We start from the raw sequence: 16,616 nt of genomic DNA on the forward strand, positions 1-16,616 counted from the left end.
CTCTCGTTTCCAAGAGGGACGCCCTTGGTATCTCACGCTTTTCTTTCCCGTAATATTTCAGGAATTTATTATTTAACATTTCCTGAAGTTCCTGTTCATCCTCAACGTACCTTGCATTACCGTAGGCTATTATACTTTCCCATTTCCCATGACAATTATTCCTGCTTTTAAAATCCTCCGGAGTTCCATAATATTTCATGATGCTATACACAACAGATGGGTTTCTTTTTATGAAATCAATCTTTTTCCCGCCGACAGCGCAGTGAAAGTAAAACTTTCCATCTTCATATGCGTGGTTAATCGGTACGGCATAGGGCTCGCTTTCGTGGCTAAATGACAACACTCCGTGATATGTCCCTTTGATAATACCTTCACACTCTTCATTGTTTGTTTCTGTAGGTTTGATTTTATGTGTCATTATGACCTCCTCTTATCTGACTGCTAACACAGAATTCAGCCAGAGGCCAATTTTATGGCCGATTGGCTGCACGCATTTGTTATCCTGTTTTTGAAGTCAGTTCTCCCTCTATGTATCGATGGATTATGCCGGAAATAAGGGTTTGATAGGGTACACCCATTTCCAGTGCTTTCTTTTGAATTCCTTGATAGTCATGATCATAGAGGCGTATAGTTATCCGTTTATCCTTGATTAAAGTCTTTTTCGCTGTTGCCTGTATCGTTTCAATCTCCTTTTTTGACGGAGTGGAAAGTTTTATCTCCCCTTTTTCATAGGTATCAATAATAGCTTTTTCTTCCTTGTCATATTTCATGTCTTGTTAACCTTACTGTTCCTGCTTATATGCCCTGGTTGCCTTGCGGATGGGGATAATCGTTTTCAGGAAAACATAGTCTTTTTCAACAACATGAGGAACGAGATAGATGTATTCCTCTACAATGACGAAGTATATCTTTTGTCCGGGGTAGTTTTCCTGATCGGGATAATCGGCAAGTTTCCACACATCGCCTCGTGCCAGATGAAAAACTATCTTCTCGAAAGATATTTTCCTTTCGGCTTTCAAAAAATACAAGCATCAAGGATGGAAAGCACCATGTCGAGCACTTCATCTGATGCTCTTCCAATAAACTTGATCTTACGTGCTTGGTAATCTACGGATTTCACCTGCTCAACCATGACAAAACCGGTTATATGTGGGTCGTTTGCTACGGCTACATGAAAAGGGTATTTACGGTCTGTTGTGGTTAGGGGGCACACCATTGCAAGACCTGTTTGCTCGTTGAACAGGGTATTACTTACAACCAATGCAGGACGGCGACCTTTCTGTTCATGACCGGACTGCGGATCGAAGGTAACAGCGACAAAATCTCCCTTTTTTGGAACGTAGGGTTTCATTTACCAAACTTCCTTACCAAGTGGCTTACCCCAATCCGTTTCTTCGGGGTTGTAGTTTTCAGGTATGTGTGACACCAATTCTTGCAGACTCACTTTTCCACGGATACGTCTCGTTGGGGCTATAACAATCATACCGTCTCTCGCGGCTACATCAACATCGTCTCCGACAGAAATACATGCGTCCTTAAGAACCTGTTTCGCAAGGCGCAATCCCTGGCTGTTTCCCCATTTCTGAATTCTTGTGATCATAATTTGTACCTCCTGTGGCTACCCAAAGTATAGCCCACAAGAAAATCCATGTCAACTCAGATTAGGGCCGAACGTGGAGTTGAGCCTGAGCCCGTTTTGCGGGCGATTGGCTCCAACGGCTGGCTTGCTTCATTTGTAAACATCTTTTCTATGTCCAACCTTCACCAACCAGACTGTAAGCTCCTTGTCCTGAATCGAATATACAATTCTGTAACGACCTTGACGAACACGGTATCTTTCCTGACCGGTCAACTTTTCACAGCCTGAAGGTCGAGGATCTTTTGCCAACATCTCTATACGATGTAAAATTTTCTCAATGTCTTTCTTGGGAATTGTTATGAAGTCTTTCTCAACTGATTCCCTGAAGTAGATGTTATATACGACCATCTCGTCTCAATCTTTTTACCATTTCGTCATAGGCGATCAGAGGTTCTCCGACTCTTTCCTCGAATGCCGCAATATCTTCAAAATCTTCTGTAAGGGCTTCTTTGACAGCATTATTCACAAGCTCAGATACTGAACATGATGTTTCAACTGCCTTCAGCCGTAACGCCTTATGCAGTTCGGGGTCCAAATATACTGTGGCTCTTTTAGCCTGCATAGCCATAACGTCACCTCCTCATGTAACTATGTTACTATAGTACCATAACGTCACCATGTCAAGATCGCCAGATTTGTTCTTTTAAAGCGAACACAAGGGTCAGCGAGCCACGGTTTTTAAGGATTCGCAGCACTGCTTCGTTGGAACGCTTCTATGTCTTTTGTCTTTATCGCTCGGCTTTGCCATATTTTTGTTTTATTATATCTTCTATTCTGTTTTTTGTCTTTATTCTTCACTCAACTTTCAATCCAAATGATTCCCTGCAGCAAGCTGCAGGGTTACTACTTTCCCTTGCCCCTCCGGGGGAGAGGGCGGGGTGAGGTGGATATGAGCCTCTTTCCAGTGATACCTCGCAGCTTGCTGCGGAGAGGTTCATTAAAAGGAAAACCCACCATTTTCAAGAACTATTTTTTGCCTTTCTGCACTATATAAAATACAATTTAAAATAGGTTTCAATGTTTACATTCATATTGAATGTAAAATATGCTTAATTGTCCAAACCAAAGCCTGTATTGGCTTTACATAGATTTTATTCTTTGCTTTCACTGTGAAAGCAAATGCTACAAACACAGTGTCTAAAAAGTCTCATTATTGAAGATTTTTAACTGTTTATTTTACTTCCCGCCATCTGATTAATTGAAATATTGAAGTACATCACCACCCCTTTTTTCAAAAGTTTTTTTGTTTTTGACTCCTGAGAAGTAACTCACTTTTAAGCAAATCTTCACAAAATGCTGTATCTAACATGCAGTAAATACTACATAAAATATTTGTGCCAGCCGTCATTATTTCAGAAAAGGCACTTACTTCTCAGGGATCATTTTTTAAGGATGTCCCCTAAGTTCCCCCCAGACAATAAATAAGCCGTTAGTGATTCACTCTACTGTTATGACTGTTAGTGGAAGAAATATCCCGTCAGATGTCCTATAACCATCGTTTTGCGGTAAGCCGTACGCCCCTCCTTTGATTGTAAAATGTGATGCATTTGTATTCAGATCTACCAACTCAGCATTTACTATTTCGCCTGTATCTGTAATATTGAATTTGATTTCACCCTTTGCGCCGTATAAATTGAATGCGTATCGATTATTCCCCAGAGGTAAACCTAACTGTTTAACATTTTCTTTGAAAGCAGGAGTTTGATCGGCGGGGATTTGCCATTTAGAGTCCAAAACATTTCCGTTGAGGTACTCAACTTTTGGAGTAAACATGGCCACGTGGGACAAGACCTTTGGTTTCGGCGGATTAGAAGGAGAAGTATCTACTGTTACAGGGTAGGTTATGACTATGAATCCTTTTTTACTTTTGAGTTTGGCGTCGCGTGAGAACGAAAGATCAGTTGTTATCTTGAGGACACCACTTTCATTATATATGCATACCAGATTATATACTTCTTTTAACGGGTCAAAAAGGTTGGGTCTAAATCGGCCCATATTGACTGTTAGTGGAGCGTGAAAAATCCTGTCGTCGGTTTTTGGCTGGTTGATAGGGTAAAACGTCTGAGCAACTGCTTGGTCAGCAGAAGAGATCAACAACAACACAAACACCAATAATAATCCTCTTTTGTAGATTGATCCATGTTTAGTCAGCTTCATGATTTTTCTCCTTCATTCTATTTTGAAGTCCAACACAGAATTCAGCGCGACGCTTTGCGGATGCGCTGGAATGTCTTGATTATGTGTCTAATATCTTTAATCCCAGGAATTTTACCATCGGATCGAAGTCCTTGTCTTCATGCAACAGAGGTAGGTGGTAGTGGATACAAAAAGTTCCAATCATGACGTCTATGGTCTTCCTCACGGTAACACCTTTTTTTCTTAGAAGCCTGTAGTTTATCGCACTTTCCAACGCTAACATCTGTCCACCCATTGTAATAAATGGAAGTGACAAGAGGAGATCCCTTGCAACCATGAAATCCCCATCGTTTTGAAAACCTTGAAGAACTTCGGTCAGGATCAGATCGCCCATAACGATAGCAACACTTCCAAGTGAAGCATCCAACCAATCCGTCTTCCCCGTTTTCTTGCCATTAAAGTAATCAATCCAGACGGACGAATCAACGAGAATCATTTATCTAAGCGCATCTCGTCAAGATTGCCAGTCCATTTAAGTTTTCCCCGAAACTCTTTTATTTTCTCCTGACCTTTCATTTTTACCAACAATTTCAATCCTTCTTCTATAGCATCTTTTTTTGTTTTTAAACCAGACGTCTTGAGGGCTGATTCCATCAGTTTGTCATCAACGACTACATTAGTTCTCATTCCTTACCTCCAATGTGTATCCATTAACCATATTATACACATCAATCGAACTATTTGGTAGCATTATTTTTCTGACACATAACATCGAGCTGAGCAGAGTTGGGGGTCAAGTCTTGTTTTTTGCATGTTTCAATCTTTCCTCTCCCGGTCTCTGTATCGTTTAACTTTTCTACTCACAGTGGCATAATGGATGGAGAGATGATCGGCGATTTCCTGGAGGGTATAGTTATGCCGCCGTGCAAGGAGAAGTTGTTCATCTGTGGCTTTATTTGGTTGGGGAATGACCGTTGTCAGTTCAGGTCTTGCAGGCTGGCGCTGTCGCTTTGGAATCTCAGGAGATACGCTTCTTATGAAATCCTTGACGTCGTCCACAAAGGATGTCGGGCCGAGGAAGATACCTGCTTTGAGATCCTTCCATGGCGATTCCTTTGTTATGCCTGAGAGAACAAACTGTATATATAGGCTTTGTGCTCTTTTTCTGGATGGAGAGAACTGGGCAAGAATCCAGTCTATGGAGAGAAAATCAGATTTTGCAGTAAGTCCTGCTGTGCCCCGTTAACTGCTCCATTGCCAGATATCAGGGGAGAGCGTCATTCCTGCTCTCACAGGATTAAGAACAATATACCGGCAAAGTTCCAGAAGATGGCTCTCCTTCTTCACCAGGATGGATTTGAACAGGCCCTGAAAAATATGACCTCTCGTACCGTGGCGTCGGTTGACGGACTGAGTGTAAACACCGTTTAATTGCCGTATACCGGCGGAGAGATTAGGATCGGGGGTTTCAATAAGTATATGGTAGTGATTGGACATAAGACAATAGGCGTAGCACACCCAGTGATAATCCTCTAATACCCCTGCAAGGATTGCAAGAAAACGCTGCCTATCAGTATCATCCAGATAAATATCCTGCCCGGCATTGCCTCTTGAGGTAATATGATAGAAGGCGCCGGGGTATTCTATACGGAGCGGACGTGCCATAATAGAAATGTAGCATAAGATGGTGCAAAAAACAAGACCTGACCCCCAATATTCGTGACCCCCAATATTCGAGATTATGTTCTTTGCGGTTCCGCTTGTGGGATTAACCTCAATAGGCGTTTGGTGCAGAAGCTTTGCGCCGATATAGGAAACAAAGCTGGAACCGTTGGCAATGAGTCGAGATGGTCGGTCATGGAGAGTTCGAAAAAAAAGTAAGATTTTTCGTTCAGGGACAGAATTATCTATTGACACGGGGAGGCCTTATAGGCGTTATGCCTTCAAACCTATATGTCCATATACTTGTCTATATCAAGCGATCCGTGGAAAATGCCTAAAATGTCAATCACTTCCCTATCTCCGCGACGCAAATATGCAATGCGATAGTGGCCGTATAACAAAATCCGTATTTCTCCTTCATTTTCGGAACGGTAAATGTAACCGGTGTCGGGGAATTCTCGTAGTGTTTGTACTTTCTCATAAATAGCTTGTACGACCCTCATAGCGGCGTGGGGATTATCGTTGGCGATGTAGTCGTGAATGTCCCTCAGCCAAGTTTCGGCCTCAGATGTCCACCTTATCTCTGCCATGTTCTTATGCGATGTTGCATCTCTTTATCAGAGATAAAATGCTCTTTTCTCACGTCTTCAAGGCCCCTCTCAATCATACGTTCAAATGCAAGTTCTCGGATAATCTCGTCATACGATGCATCGTCAGGCTGAGATTCTATAATTTCCCTCATTTTCTGCTTAGCTATTGTCAACATATTATTCCTCCTACGTAAGATGTAGAACTATATAAATTATACAGAAATGCTCTGGAATTTGATACTATCTTCTTCACGTTACGGCATAACGCTTCGCATAACCGGCTGGCAATGGAGCGCAGCGGAATTGCCAGTCCGAGTTGATAAGGTTGTTAGGCAATACGATTAGGCTACTTCCAAAACTGCCACCATTTCTTTCTTGTCACGGAGCTGTCCAACGTGCCTCGTGAAGCCGATCCTTTTTCTCCTGGTGCGAGCGAATCACCGAACATCACAAAGACACCGCCAACGGCATTGTAGGTGTTTGGTACGATTCGATACTGCTTTGCAAGAACTGCCGCCTGATATTCTTCCGGAAACTTAGCCCCTCCATTGGCGATCCTAGCGCTAAGCATGGTCATAAAGTAAATGTCATTTGCTTCGTGGGGATTCTTCAGCCAGATTCCGCGAACCACTTCGTTCTGATCTCGAACTTCAGAAAAATCTGCCATATTGCCTCCTTATAATCTCGGGAATTCTTTCCCACAATTTGGGCATTCCCAAATAGAGGATCGTCCTTGCTTGGCTGCCGATAACAAACAACAGTCTAAACAAAAGGCCTTTTGGCAACTGGAGCAGTATTGTGCTTTTGAAAGCATGTAGTTTGACATTTGTTGATGTGAGCCTGAAACGGTACCGCCTGATCCGCCATGCAATGCTTTTCCACACATGGTACACTGAAAGCCCTTATTGGTTTTTATTTTTTGCGATCCTCCAAAAAGTCTAGCCCATATTCCCATTAGTTTTATCCTCCTTTTTGCATAACATTGAGTTGAGCCAGAGCCGGCTTTATCGGCGATTGGCTCCAACGCATGGTTGAGCAATCCATTTTGTTTTCAGCTTGTCCGGTGTCAATGGCTGACAGGTCTTCCCCTAATGGATGTCCCTCATGGGCCTTCCTCAAATCATACAATCTCATCGGTATTCCTCTATCCCCTTAAGGCTGACCCCGTTACTTGCCTTCTGGCTCTTCCTTAAGCTCTATATAACTGTTAGGCTCTTTTATGTTTGGAATCAACCATCCTCTTCCCGAAAAGCTCTGTCTATCCTTAACCTGAATAAAATCTCCTTTCTTAAGAGGAATCCACCCCTTTTCTCCATCAAGACCTACGAAACCCAAAACTATACCATCCTTAACAAATGCTGGGTCGAAATTTGCAACAATTCGTATATTCCTAACTCCTAACGATAGTAAGATAGCCGACTTACTCATTTCTTGTGGGGTCCGATTCTCGGGATTTCCGAGATTCGCTACACCCCCCTCGAAAGGATTTGCATTGGCTGGATTGATCGCAAGAAGAACAGCGATCAATCCAATTGAACAGACTGTTAACAATTTGTTTCTGGTTATCATTTTACCCACCCCCTCTTCGGTTCAGTTAAGCACGACTTCCTCTGACTCTCTTGCTTCCTCATTTCTCGGTTGCTCGCACTGAGCAAATAACGTTCTTGGCGTAAAAGAATCCCTCAAGGTTTGGATGATATTCTTTTTGCCATGTTGCACCCCCTGGGGGTATTCCTAAATAGTGCATATGGGGTCACAGACCATATCGATCCCACTTCTCTGCCCAACATAAAGGTCAGCGACGTGGCCTGCTTTATCGCCACGTTCGCTGCACAACCTCGTTGGGCTGGCTTTTGTATTCCTTTTGTCCTTTGTCAATGGCTGACCCCTCTGTTTTCCTCTTGGGCAGTGATCGTGACTTGCACTCGGCGTCTGTTCAAACTCACTTCAAGGCATTCAAGAAGTCTGCATCCTCCTGAGTGATCGCACTGCCAGATGCTCTGAGAAGTCCGGCGACCATTTTGCGCTGCCAGTCTGAAAGTCTCTCGTTGGGCTGTCGGTAAAGTACGATGCTTCCTGACGGAGTTCGTTCCGAAACGAGGTTTTGCTGCCTGTCCCACTCCGTCATTGAAAACTCAAATTCGCCGGCCGCAGTTTTCCCGGTGCTCTTGAGTTTCAACGACAAGACAAGAAGAACAACCGTCTGGTTGTTCTTGTATCGCCCCACCTTGGCGACCTCAAAGGGGACGGGTTTGTCTGAGGCTTGAACCAGTCCATTCTCCCCGAAGCCGAAAGCATCCTCTGGGAAAGGTTGCTGCATTTGCTGTATCCACTTCACCGATTTGTCGAGAGAAGCCTCGGTGACTTGGGTTGCTGTCCTGGAGGACGCGTCTGGTTGGGCCATTGCATTTCCGCCTGGCCGATTGCCACGCATCGACCCTCGACTTTGTTTAAGCAGTTGAACGATGTCAGTATAGCCTTTCTTTGATGCGACAGTTTCAGCCGTGCCGAAGTCCCCCGACGCCCTGACATCAGCACGTTTCTCAAGTAGAAGTTTCACGACGTCGATATGCCCGTTTTGGGAAGCGAGAATCAATGCCGTTCCACCATTGTTGAGCTTGGCATTTACGTTTGCTCCCTTGTTCAGCAGCAGTTCAGCAACTTTCGTATGACCTTTCTGTGAGGCCATCATCAACGGCGTAAACCTGCCCCTTGCCTCGATATTGACGTCCGCGCCCTTGTCCAGCAGAGCCTGGACTACATCGGTATGTCCGTTCATTGAGGAGAGCAATAAGGCGGAAGACCCATCCCTGGCCTTTGCATTAACGTCAGCACCGCTGCCAAGTAGCAGTTTTACGATCGCTGTGTGTCCATTCTGGGAGGCTCCCAGCAAAGGAGTCGCCTCATCGTCGGACTTTGCATCCACATCAACCCCTTTGGTTAACAATTGCTTGACTTTTGGGAGGTCGCCTCCATACGCCGCCCTTCGCAACTCTAGTCCATCACCCTGAGCCGTTGCCTGTTGAGCCATGCAGGTCAACAGCAATGCCAATGCCGCAACAATTACCGCCACGTAGGTCTTCATGATCATTTCCTCTCTTTCTACCAAGCCAGGTACGTTGATGAGTTACAGAAGCCGTCACCTCGATTGTCTGCAGAGACCCGCTTATCCTTTCTCTTCTCTCTGCCCAACGATAAAGCTCACCTGCCACTATGGAGCGTAGCGGAATAGCGGTCAGGTGGAGCGCCTTGTTGGGCTCCCTTCATTGTGGCAGCTTAAGAGCTAGTTCAGGTTGAATGAAGTGGACCCTCCATGCGCCTCCCTTCTTGCGAACATGGGCGATATAATTTCCCTTGTCCTTGTTCTCGAACTCGATAGTGAAGCTAACATGAACCAAGCCTTCTCCGACATCACCAAAGGAGGTGAATGCGACCTCATCTTCCCTCAAAATAGTAATCTTTCTTATTGTCCTGTTCCGAGTTATTTTGTCGATGTCCTTTTCATTTTGCATATCTAGTAGCGCACCAGGCAGGGAGAGCGTCTTGGCTTTCCCATAATCTCCAGCATTTGCTGCCGTGAGGAATGCTTCAAGAACCTGACTCGGTGAGTTTGGCTTTGATAGTGAAGAGGATAGTGATGGTTCTTTCTTTGTTCCGAGATTGCTTTTTGGCTTCCACACCTGCGCCAACTTCTTCGCTGTAGCGATTTCGGAACCACTCATGTTCCTGGCGACGACGTCGCGTGCTCGAGGCGCCATTTCGCTACCGTGCAAGACGGCCAGTTCGAGCCACATGAGAGCTTGAACAAGATCCTTTGGCACGCCCTTTCCTTGTGCGGTCACCACTCCAAGATTGTACATGCCGTCCGCGAACCCAGAGTCCGCAGCTCTCCGGAACCAGATGACCGCCTGAGCGTCATCCTTTGGCACACCTTCTCCGTTTGCGTACATTAGTCCGATGTTTGATTGGGCTTTCATGTCTCCCTGGTCAGCGGCTTTTTTCAACCATTTGACTGCCTCGGCATAATCTTTTGGCACGCCGTCGCCATCGGCGTATGCCACCCCTATATTGGTTTGAGCACGTGCGCACCCCTTCTCTGCTGACTTTCGGAACCAGTTCAACGCCTCGGCTTTGTTCCGCGGAAGGCCATGACCATCCAAGTACGCGACCCCAAGATTGTACTGGGCTTGAGACTGTCCCTGTTCTGCTGCTTTTCGGAACCAGGCCACCGCTTGGTTGTAGTCTCGCTGGACCCCAAGTCCATCAAAGTACAGTGTGCCAATATTGCACTGCGCGTCTGCATGTCCCTGCTCGGCCGCTTTTCGATACCACCTAAGGGCTTGGCTATAGTCCTGTGGCACGCCTTCGCCTGACTCGTGCATACGCCCCAAGTAGAATTGCGCCTCTGCACGGCCTTGATCGGCCAGCGGTTGCCACTCCCTCAATGCAGTGGCAAAATCGCCACGCTCATATGCAGATTTGCCGGCGTCGAAGTCGGCCTGTGCGTTGGTGGTAAATAGTGTCATTAATAGAACGGCGAATGCGATGTGTTTCATCATTTGTTCTCTCCTTTCTGCCCAACAACGAGTTGAGCCAGAGCGTAAGCGATTGGCTCGAACGCCTAGTTGGGCAATGCTTCATGCCCTTCATGCTGTTCGCCGTCGCCGACCCCATAACCGCTCCTTGACTTCCGGGATCATGCATCATAAGTTCAATTTTCCTAAACCCTTGAATGACAAGGCCCCTCGGTCAACGCCGCGAAGTGAGTCTGGTCCGTAAGCTTGGGCGAATATATCGACGATGGCGTTAATACTGGCATCAAACAGTCCTTCGTAAACATTGCCAGCCCAATAGCTGAAACCTTTGCTAGTGTACTCAGCGAGGGGCTCCTTTGTGAAGCGGAAGCTTTTTGGAACGAGTATATTTACTCCATTTAGATCAGTAAGCGTCACTGTGCCATGAATAGACGCACCAGTGTATTGGAAAACGCTTTTGCTTGCAGGGGCGTCTTTCCGCTTGTAATACCCACCGAGACTGCCGCCACCAAGCTGTATCAACAGGTCTAGGTCGCGACAATGCGTATAGGTCAGTAACATCATAGCCGCCAGTTCCATACGCAAAGAAAACAGGTTCTTAACTGCGTAAACATCTGAGTCTTTCCGTAGTTCGTCGGAAATATTCATAGTGACACGCACCCGACGTTCCTGAAGGGACAATCGGCCCTTGACGATCTTCTCTGTTATCTCCTTGTCCGAGACGGAACATCCGGTGGATGAAAGGCACAGAATCAACAGTGCAACCGCGATTGCTGCTTTTTCTAGAAACGTGGTCACATTTATCCTCCGGTTCCGTTTTGTCGTGCCCAACGCCTGGGTCAGCTACGAGGCCTTTTTACGGCCGAGTTAGCTGCACCCGGTGGTTGGACCCATTTTGTAGCTCTCGTCAAAAATTCCATAATCGATGGATGTCTCTCCGCAATCAGATTGGTGACTCCCCCAAAAAATCCTTAGTGTTTGGCAAACGCGATAAACATGCATATGATGATAAACCCGATAAGATAACACCCATTTAGTAGCAGGGAGAATTTGGATTTTTTTACTCGTCTCTTCCTTCTGTATATATCGATCAATGACGACACGACTGCGACACCTGACAGCACAGGAGCTAAAATAAACGAGAAAAACCAGAAGAACATCCAAAAAGGGTTATTTATGGCAAGGTTAAAAAAAGTGCACAGAACAATCGTAACACCCCCCGCTACCCAGTTTGCGATCCCAAAGAATAACCCCCAATGAATCAGCCCTTCTTGTTGAGCTGACGTGCTAAGCGCAGCGCCTGAGGATCGTAGACCTTTGTAAACAGGGCTTTCCTTAAAGAGCATCTCGTGAGCCACATCTTGGAAATCTTCGCCAGCGGGCCACACGGGGGTGCTCTCGCTAACCTTGCCTCTCCGGTAAAGATCCCTTAATTCGTCTATTGAAACTGGGCCCTTCTTGCCATAGTCATTGTAGTACCATTTGTCCGTAACACTACCCATTATCAACCTCCTCTCATTTAGTCCAACAATTAAGTATATATAAAAAATTACATATATCCCAATATTCGTTTAAAAATTATACATAATCCAATATCCATACCACAGGCCTTTACTGAAACTGCCGTTTTGACAATTGGCAGCATAATTATTAGCTGTCTTGTCATTCAAAAACATCCTCTGCTTGCGAATAATCATCCAGAGGGCTCTTGACAGCTATTCCGGGTCTGTTGAGCACATGCGTGTAGATCATTGTAGTAGAAACATCCTTGTGACCCAGAAGCTCCTGAACAGTCCTTATATCATAGCCTGCCTCCAGCAGGTGGGTGGCAAAACTGTGCCTTAAGCTGTGCACACTCACAGGTTTGTCCAAACGTGCCAGTATTGATGCGGTCCAAACGGCTTTTTGAATGCTATTCTCGCTGACATGGTGACGCCTGATTTCATTTGATCGGGGATCTTTTGAAAGAGTCTTTGCCGGGAATATATATTGCCATACCCATTCAGTGCTTGTATTAGGATACTTCCTTTCAAGCGCATACGGCAAATAGACGCGCCCGTATCCATCTGTCACATCCTTATTCATGTATGAGCTTAACCCGCTCCATATGTTTCCTCAATAATGACTTGAGATTGTCAGGCAATACCGTAACCCGGTCTTTCATTCCTTTGGCATCCCTGACCAGTATATGATTATTTCCAAAATCAATGTCTTTCACACGCAGCCTCACACATTCCATCAATCGTAAACCACTCCCATATATCAGTTTCACCATTAACTGATGATCGGCAGGAACTGCTCTGATTAGTTTTGCAACTTCCTCTTTGGTCATTACCGTAGGCAATCTTGTTGGTTTTTTTGGCCCTTATTGCATTGATGGATTCATCCAGGTTCTTTTTTAGTACATCACGGTAAAGAAACAGCAATGCGTTAAAAGCCTGATTCTGAGTAGAGGCTGATACATTGAGATTTACTGCCAGATGGGAAAGGAAGGCTTCAATTTCCGAGCTTCCCATTTCTGCCGGGTCCTTCTTGTTGTGAAAAATTATATACCGCTGAATCCACGAAAGATAACTTTTTTCCGTACGGATTGAGTAATGCTTTAACCTGATAAGATTGCGCACCTGCTCAAAGATCGGATTATCCGGCAAGGTCTCCTCTGATCGCACAATATGATTTGTTTTTTTCTCTCCTTGAATCTGAGATGTCAGCGTTTGCAGTGTCGGGTCAATATTGAGGTCTTCTCCGGCAAAGGTGAAAATGATTGTATCTAAAATCTGTTTGGAATTTGGAAAGCTCCAGTATTTTTTCTCTTGATTCCACTTATGTCCGGGGATGGTTTTGACCTTCTCTACGAAAAGAGGGTCATATTTAAATGCAACCGTTAAGCTCCCTGTATTGTCTTTGCTTAAAGAAACCCCCAAGATTCCCCCATTTAATGAAGCATTTTATCAAGTTACTTAATAAACTGTCAATACATTATTGTTGTTGATTATATATTCCCTCAGTTATTGTTTCAAAATTCCTGCAATTAATAACATCACCACGGGGGTTCACAATACAATTAATCAACACAAGGGCAATGTCCGAAGAGTTAATATCCTACCCGCAGGGTGTGCGGGTTGCCGGAATGAATCATTCTCTCAATTCCGGCAAAAGTTATCTCAACTCTGTGATCTCTGTGCACTCGAACGACCGTCAGGGAGTGGGCCTGTCCCCGTAAGGGGGCGAGAGGAAAAAGAATCAAAAGCACTGTCTCTCGCAGAGCCCACAGAGTACGCAGAGAAAGGCAAATATGTCTGTGAGCAGTATCCTGAGACTGCCTGATTCTGCTCACATATTACGCCCCTTCGGGGCAGGGGTTATGAAGGAACTGGTGGTCTACAAACGAAGGCCGGAAGACCTAATCGAACAAATCCGTGTAAATGTTACACAGATTTCTGAAAACTCCGCAAAGTCTTGTCCTACCTTGTTCCACACGATTTCACTTTTTAAATATTTTCTTGAAATTCAGGCCGCAATTCAGGCAGGAAACCTCCCTAAAATTAAAAAAAGGGCGGCTGTTTTCAGCCGCCCTTTTTGTATAAAATATTTATATCAGTCTTTTATGCCTGCAAGTCTCTTGGCAGCCTTTTTCTTGCTTTCAATATTTGTTTCGCGGAAGATGGTAACGCGGTGAGCTTCAGGTGAACCGCCGCCATGTATGTCGGAAATGGTATCAGCGCTTTCCATGGCCATCTTTTCCACCAGCCTGTACATCTTTACACGGTTTTCAACAGGCACGCTGTCAACGCCCTTTAAGTATTTTTTCAAAAGCCCGCCGATTTCAGGATTGGCAAAATCCCGGTCAGAAGGCAAATCTGCAACAAAACCGCCGGCGGCGTCTATCATCAGCCTGGTAGCCTCAGCCATTTCTTTGCCCTCGTGGATTTTTGAGGCATTGGCAAGGACGGTGTCGATAAAGTATGCCCCGGAAGGCTGTTCCTTACCTTCATAAGAAGAGGCAAGACAGCAGGCATACAGGGTTTCCGCCCTGTGGATCATGTCGATAACTTTCTGTTTGAGGTGACCGGCCTTTGCGGTTCCGTTATAGTCCATCATGGTAAGGGCAGCGCCGGTCATGCAGTCGATTTTGCCGGACTTGCATCCTCCGTGGCTCTGGCGGTGGAAAGAGGAGAACTTTACGACCATATCCTGTGCGAATTCTGTTTCGCCGCACATGAATACACGTTCCCAGGGTACAAAAACGTCATCAAAAATCAAGGTGGGGCAGTATTTCGAATAGTATATATTGCCTATGTCACATCCGTCCAATTCACGCATATCAAGCGTAGACCTGCCGACGACGTGTATCAGGCCCTTTGTGTCGGAAGGTATGGCAAAGGCTACGGAGTAATCCTTATCCGCTTTTCCCATTGCCCTGGTGGGGATTACGATGATTTCATGAGAGGAAAGAGAACCGGTCTGGTGTGCCTTGGCGCCCCGTACGACGATGCCGTCGTCCCGTTTTTCAACAACACGGAGAAACATATCTTTGTCGACCTGCTCGCTGGGATTGAGAGAACGGTCACCTTTTACGTCAGTTACACCGGCATTTCCGGTGAGATCGTTTTTCTGCATATATTTCAGGAATTCAGTAAAGTTCTTGTTATAGTTGGTGCCATACTTTTTGTCGATGTCGTAGGTTACAATGGCAAGGGTGGACAGACAGTCAAGACCTGTGCAACGCTGATGACATGTTCCTACATAATTGGCTATTTTTCGGTTGACTTTTACCCTTGCAACAAGGTCTTCAACGCTGCCCGGAGGCAATGTAAAACGGCTTACCGGTTCGTTGATAAGGGGGCTTATGGTAGTCATGAGATCACGGTTCTCAGGCATATTTGCCAATTCATAGGTTGCTCCGGTTGCCTCGATGCCTGCACGCAAGCGGGCGTTGTCTACGATATTAGTCAGGCGCTCCCCGAACATATATGCTGTGGGTTTTAAAGCCCGTATCGATTCGATATACTCCTCTTTTGTTTTTAGACCCATAGTGTGTACCTCCTTAATTTAGAATATTTAGAATAAATTTTTATGTGCGTTTCAGCGTTTCAGAAAACAGATTGTTCCTGTTCTGCCAGCATTTTTTTAACGCTCGACAGCACCTGTACTTTAACATTAGTGATATGGTTTTTAAGCACTGTCTGAGCTCGCTCCAAGCTTCGTAACGAAACGGCATCGTATATCTCCTGATGCGCCTGGTCTGTGGCTATAAGCGATGACACGGGAAAGTAATTGCCGCCGTATTTGAGGAACAACATTTCGAATACATTCTGCAGCACACGAATCTGCGTTCCCTTTCCTGAAAGTGAGGCAAGAGTCATATGAAACTCTCTGTTCTTAAAAAGCCTTTCCTTCAGATAAAATTCTCTTTCTGCTGATAGATGTGCCTCAAGAGCAGCCTTGAGCGTCGTAAGCCCCTTTTTATCTATTTTCTGTATGGTAGCTGAAACCAGAGAAGGCTCTATCAACTCCCGGAGCTCATAAAGCTCCTCAAGTTCCTTGATGCTGAAAGGCGCCATGGAATATCCCCGGTTCGGTTCATGGTGGACAAACCCCTGCAGCTCAAGCCATTTAAGGGCCTGAATAATCGGAGTCGGGCTCAATTGAAGTTTTTCTGCAAGATCCCGATAGGCAATCTTTTGACCGGGTACAAGCTCCTTGCTGTAAAGCATGCGCCGGATGCCCTGATAAGCGGTGAGGCTGCTGTCTTCCTGGTGTTTTACGTTTTCTATTTTCTTTGTCATGTGAAATACTACATTAATTAAATTAAATATGCAATTAAATTTTAATATTATATTAAATTTATTTTGTCATACCAATCTGTATTATTTGTTCAGGGATACTTTTTCTCAGGAAAACACATTTAAAACAAAACGCTTATTATTATAGTGTAGTTTCCATTTAACAATATTACCTGATTCAAAATATAATTAAATATACAATTATTTTCATTGACATCATGCGATGGCAATTTTATACTTGCATGTTGCATAGATATCAATATATGTA

At 45.0% G+C, this 16,616-nt stretch carries 26 protein-coding genes; all 26 read right to left on the bottom strand.

Going from position 1 to position 16,616, the window contains the following annotated elements:
* The coding region (locus NT178_06970) for a pyridoxamine 5'-phosphate oxidase family protein (GenBank protein ID MCX5812270.1) at positions 1 to 418 on the bottom strand (418 nt) is incomplete at its 3' end.
* A 79-nt stretch (positions 419 to 497) separates the two neighbouring features.
* Entirely contained in the window at positions 498 to 770 is a 273-nt protein-coding gene (locus NT178_06975; protein ID MCX5812271.1) for a hypothetical protein, read from the bottom strand.
* Between the two features lie 12 nt (positions 771 to 782).
* Entirely contained in the window at positions 783 to 1,019 is a 237-nt protein-coding gene (locus NT178_06980; GenBank protein ID MCX5812272.1) for a toxin, read from the bottom strand.
* Positions 1,016 to 1,351: a type II toxin-antitoxin system PemK/MazF family toxin gene (locus tag NT178_06985; protein ID MCX5812273.1), complete on the bottom strand. Its 336-nt coding sequence runs from the start codon at positions 1,349 to 1,351 to the stop codon at positions 1,016 to 1,018. Before NT178_06985 ends, NT178_06980 begins: the two co-directional genes overlap by 4 nt.
* Entirely contained in the window at positions 1,352 to 1,600 is a 249-nt protein-coding gene (locus tag NT178_06990; GenBank protein MCX5812274.1) for a transcriptional regulator/antitoxin, MazE, read from the bottom strand.
* 129 nt (positions 1,601 to 1,729) lie between these two features.
* Positions 1,730 to 1,987 (bottom strand): type II toxin-antitoxin system RelE/ParE family toxin, encoded by a 258-nt coding sequence (locus tag NT178_06995; GenBank protein MCX5812275.1) that lies wholly within the window; start codon positions 1,985 to 1,987, stop codon positions 1,730 to 1,732.
* Positions 1,974 to 2,207 carry a CopG family transcriptional regulator gene (locus NT178_07000; protein MCX5812276.1) on the bottom strand — a complete coding sequence of 78 codons (234 nt, stop codon included), beginning with the start codon at positions 2,205 to 2,207 and terminating at the stop codon, positions 1,974 to 1,976. Before NT178_07000 ends, NT178_06995 begins: the two co-directional genes overlap by 14 nt.
* Before the next feature lie 869 nt (positions 2,208 to 3,076).
* Positions 3,077 to 3,796, bottom strand: a complete 720-nt coding sequence (locus NT178_07005; GenBank protein MCX5812277.1) for a hypothetical protein — start codon at positions 3,794 to 3,796, stop codon at positions 3,077 to 3,079.
* A 79-nt stretch (positions 3,797 to 3,875) separates the two neighbouring features.
* Positions 3,876 to 4,271 carry a PIN domain nuclease gene (locus NT178_07010; GenBank protein ID MCX5812278.1) on the bottom strand — a complete coding sequence of 132 codons (396 nt, stop codon included), beginning with the start codon at positions 4,269 to 4,271 and terminating at the stop codon, positions 3,876 to 3,878.
* On the bottom strand, positions 4,268 to 4,462 hold the full coding sequence (locus NT178_07015; protein MCX5812279.1) for a type II toxin-antitoxin system VapB family antitoxin: 195 nt from the start codon (positions 4,460 to 4,462) through the stop codon (positions 4,268 to 4,270). The genes NT178_07010 and NT178_07015 overlap by 4 nt, the downstream gene beginning before the upstream one ends.
* A gap of 129 nt (positions 4,463 to 4,591) precedes the next feature.
* On the bottom strand, positions 4,592 to 4,834 hold the full coding sequence (locus NT178_07020; GenBank protein MCX5812280.1) for a hypothetical protein: 243 nt from the start codon (positions 4,832 to 4,834) through the stop codon (positions 4,592 to 4,594).
* Between the two features lie 183 nt (positions 4,835 to 5,017).
* The gene (locus NT178_07025) at positions 5,018 to 5,692 is read right to left on the bottom strand and encodes a transposase (GenBank protein ID MCX5812281.1); all 675 of its coding nucleotides are present in this window, start codon (positions 5,690 to 5,692) and stop codon (positions 5,018 to 5,020) included.
* A 32-nt stretch (positions 5,693 to 5,724) separates the two neighbouring features.
* Positions 5,725 to 6,027, bottom strand: a complete 303-nt coding sequence (locus NT178_07030) for a type II toxin-antitoxin system RelE/ParE family toxin (GenBank protein MCX5812282.1) — start codon at positions 6,025 to 6,027, stop codon at positions 5,725 to 5,727.
* Positions 6,015 to 6,200, bottom strand: a complete 186-nt coding sequence (locus tag NT178_07035) for a hypothetical protein (GenBank protein ID MCX5812283.1) — start codon at positions 6,198 to 6,200, stop codon at positions 6,015 to 6,017. Before NT178_07035 ends, NT178_07030 begins: the two co-directional genes overlap by 13 nt.
* 173 nt (positions 6,201 to 6,373) lie before the next feature.
* A complete protein-coding gene (locus tag NT178_07040; GenBank protein MCX5812284.1) occupies positions 6,374 to 6,694 on the bottom strand; it encodes a hypothetical protein in 321 nt (106 codons plus the stop codon).
* Positions 6,695 to 6,987: 293 nt separating this feature from the next.
* Complete coding sequence (locus tag NT178_07045) at positions 6,988 to 7,161, bottom strand: hypothetical protein (GenBank protein MCX5812285.1); 174 nt, start codon at positions 7,159 to 7,161, stop codon at positions 6,988 to 6,990.
* 33 nt (positions 7,162 to 7,194) lie between these two features.
* A complete protein-coding gene (locus NT178_07050) occupies positions 7,195 to 7,596 on the bottom strand; it encodes a hypothetical protein (GenBank protein MCX5812286.1) in 402 nt (133 codons plus the stop codon).
* A gap of 373 nt (positions 7,597 to 7,969) precedes the next feature.
* Positions 7,970 to 9,118: an ankyrin repeat domain-containing protein gene (locus NT178_07055; GenBank protein MCX5812287.1), complete on the bottom strand. Its 1,149-nt coding sequence runs from the start codon at positions 9,116 to 9,118 to the stop codon at positions 7,970 to 7,972.
* A gap of 172 nt (positions 9,119 to 9,290) precedes the next feature.
* On the bottom strand, positions 9,291 to 10,586 hold the full coding sequence (locus tag NT178_07060) for a hypothetical protein (GenBank protein ID MCX5812288.1): 1,296 nt from the start codon (positions 10,584 to 10,586) through the stop codon (positions 9,291 to 9,293).
* A 144-nt stretch (positions 10,587 to 10,730) separates the two neighbouring features.
* Entirely contained in the window at positions 10,731 to 11,360 is a 630-nt protein-coding gene (locus NT178_07065; GenBank protein ID MCX5812289.1) for a hypothetical protein, read from the bottom strand.
* 173 nt (positions 11,361 to 11,533) lie between these two features.
* The gene (locus NT178_07070) at positions 11,534 to 12,064 is read right to left on the bottom strand and encodes a DUF4339 domain-containing protein (GenBank protein ID MCX5812290.1); all 531 of its coding nucleotides are present in this window, start codon (positions 12,062 to 12,064) and stop codon (positions 11,534 to 11,536) included.
* 160 nt (positions 12,065 to 12,224) lie between these two features.
* Entirely contained in the window at positions 12,225 to 12,647 is a 423-nt protein-coding gene (locus tag NT178_07075) for a tyrosine-type recombinase/integrase (protein MCX5812291.1), read from the bottom strand.
* A complete protein-coding gene (locus tag NT178_07080; protein ID MCX5812292.1) occupies positions 12,640 to 12,837 on the bottom strand; it encodes a tyrosine-type recombinase/integrase in 198 nt (65 codons plus the stop codon). Before NT178_07080 ends, NT178_07075 begins: the two co-directional genes overlap by 8 nt.
* A complete protein-coding gene (locus tag NT178_07085; protein MCX5812293.1) occupies positions 12,767 to 13,486 on the bottom strand; it encodes a site-specific integrase in 720 nt (239 codons plus the stop codon). The genes NT178_07080 and NT178_07085 overlap by 71 nt, the downstream gene beginning before the upstream one ends.
* A gap of 673 nt (positions 13,487 to 14,159) precedes the next feature.
* Positions 14,160 to 15,596 (bottom strand): 4-hydroxybutyryl-CoA dehydratase, encoded by a 1,437-nt coding sequence (locus NT178_07090; GenBank protein MCX5812294.1) that lies wholly within the window; start codon positions 15,594 to 15,596, stop codon positions 14,160 to 14,162.
* Positions 15,597 to 15,655: 59 nt separating this feature from the next.
* The gene (locus NT178_07095) at positions 15,656 to 16,351 is read right to left on the bottom strand and encodes a GntR family transcriptional regulator (GenBank protein ID MCX5812295.1); all 696 of its coding nucleotides are present in this window, start codon (positions 16,349 to 16,351) and stop codon (positions 15,656 to 15,658) included.
* Between the last annotated feature and the right edge of the window lie 265 nt (positions 16,352 to 16,616).

Source organism: Pseudomonadota bacterium, from assembly GCA_026388255.1.
Classification (GTDB): domain Bacteria; phylum Desulfobacterota; class Syntrophorhabdia; order Syntrophorhabdales; family Syntrophorhabdaceae; genus JAPLKB01.

Bases quoted from the DNA above. Each gene is read 5' to 3' on its own strand.
- NT178_06975 (MCX5812271.1), bottom strand. From the start codon at position 770: ATGAAATATGACAAGGAAGAAAAAGCTATTATTGATACCTATGAAAAA.
- NT178_06985 (MCX5812273.1), bottom strand. From the start codon at position 1,351: ATGAAACCCTACGTTCCAAAAAAGGGAGATTTTGTCGCTGTTACCTTC.
- NT178_06990 (MCX5812274.1), bottom strand. From the start codon at position 1,600: ATGATCACAAGAATTCAGAAATGGGGAAACAGCCAGGGATTGCGCCTT.
- NT178_06995 (MCX5812275.1), bottom strand. From the start codon at position 1,987: ATGGTCGTATATAACATCTACTTCAGGGAATCAGTTGAGAAAGACTTC.
- NT178_07000 (MCX5812276.1), bottom strand. From the start codon at position 2,207: ATGGCTATGCAGGCTAAAAGAGCCACAGTATATTTGGACCCCGAACTG.
- NT178_07005 (MCX5812277.1), bottom strand. From the start codon at position 3,796: ATGAAGCTGACTAAACATGGATCAATCTACAAAAGAGGATTATTATTG.
- NT178_07010 (MCX5812278.1), bottom strand. From the start codon at position 4,271: ATGATTCTCGTTGATTCGTCCGTCTGGATTGATTACTTTAATGGCAAG.
- NT178_07015 (MCX5812279.1), bottom strand. From the start codon at position 4,462: ATGAGAACTAATGTAGTCGTTGATGACAAACTGATGGAATCAGCCCTC.
- NT178_07030 (MCX5812282.1), bottom strand. From the start codon at position 6,027: ATGGCAGAGATAAGGTGGACATCTGAGGCCGAAACTTGGCTGAGGGAC.
- NT178_07040 (MCX5812284.1), bottom strand. From the start codon at position 6,694: ATGGCAGATTTTTCTGAAGTTCGAGATCAGAACGAAGTGGTTCGCGGA.
- NT178_07045 (MCX5812285.1), bottom strand. From the start codon at position 7,161: ATGAGATTGTATGATTTGAGGAAGGCCCATGAGGGACATCCATTAGGG.
- NT178_07050 (MCX5812286.1), bottom strand. From the start codon at position 7,596: ATGATAACCAGAAACAAATTGTTAACAGTCTGTTCAATTGGATTGATC.
- NT178_07055 (MCX5812287.1), bottom strand. From the start codon at position 9,118: ATGATCATGAAGACCTACGTGGCGGTAATTGTTGCGGCATTGGCATTG.
- NT178_07060 (MCX5812288.1), bottom strand. From the start codon at position 10,586: ATGATGAAACACATCGCATTCGCCGTTCTATTAATGACACTATTTACC.
- NT178_07070 (MCX5812290.1), bottom strand. From the start codon at position 12,064: ATGGGTAGTGTTACGGACAAATGGTACTACAATGACTATGGCAAGAAG.
- NT178_07075 (MCX5812291.1), bottom strand. From the start codon at position 12,647: ATGAATAAGGATGTGACAGATGGATACGGGCGCGTCTATTTGCCGTAT.
- NT178_07080 (MCX5812292.1), bottom strand. From the start codon at position 12,837: ATGGTGAAACTGATATATGGGAGTGGTTTACGATTGATGGAATGTGTG.
- NT178_07090 (MCX5812294.1), bottom strand. From the start codon at position 15,596: ATGGGTCTAAAAACAAAAGAGGAGTATATCGAATCGATACGGGCTTTA.
- NT178_07095 (MCX5812295.1), bottom strand. From the start codon at position 16,351: ATGACAAAGAAAATAGAAAACGTAAAACACCAGGAAGACAGCAGCCTC.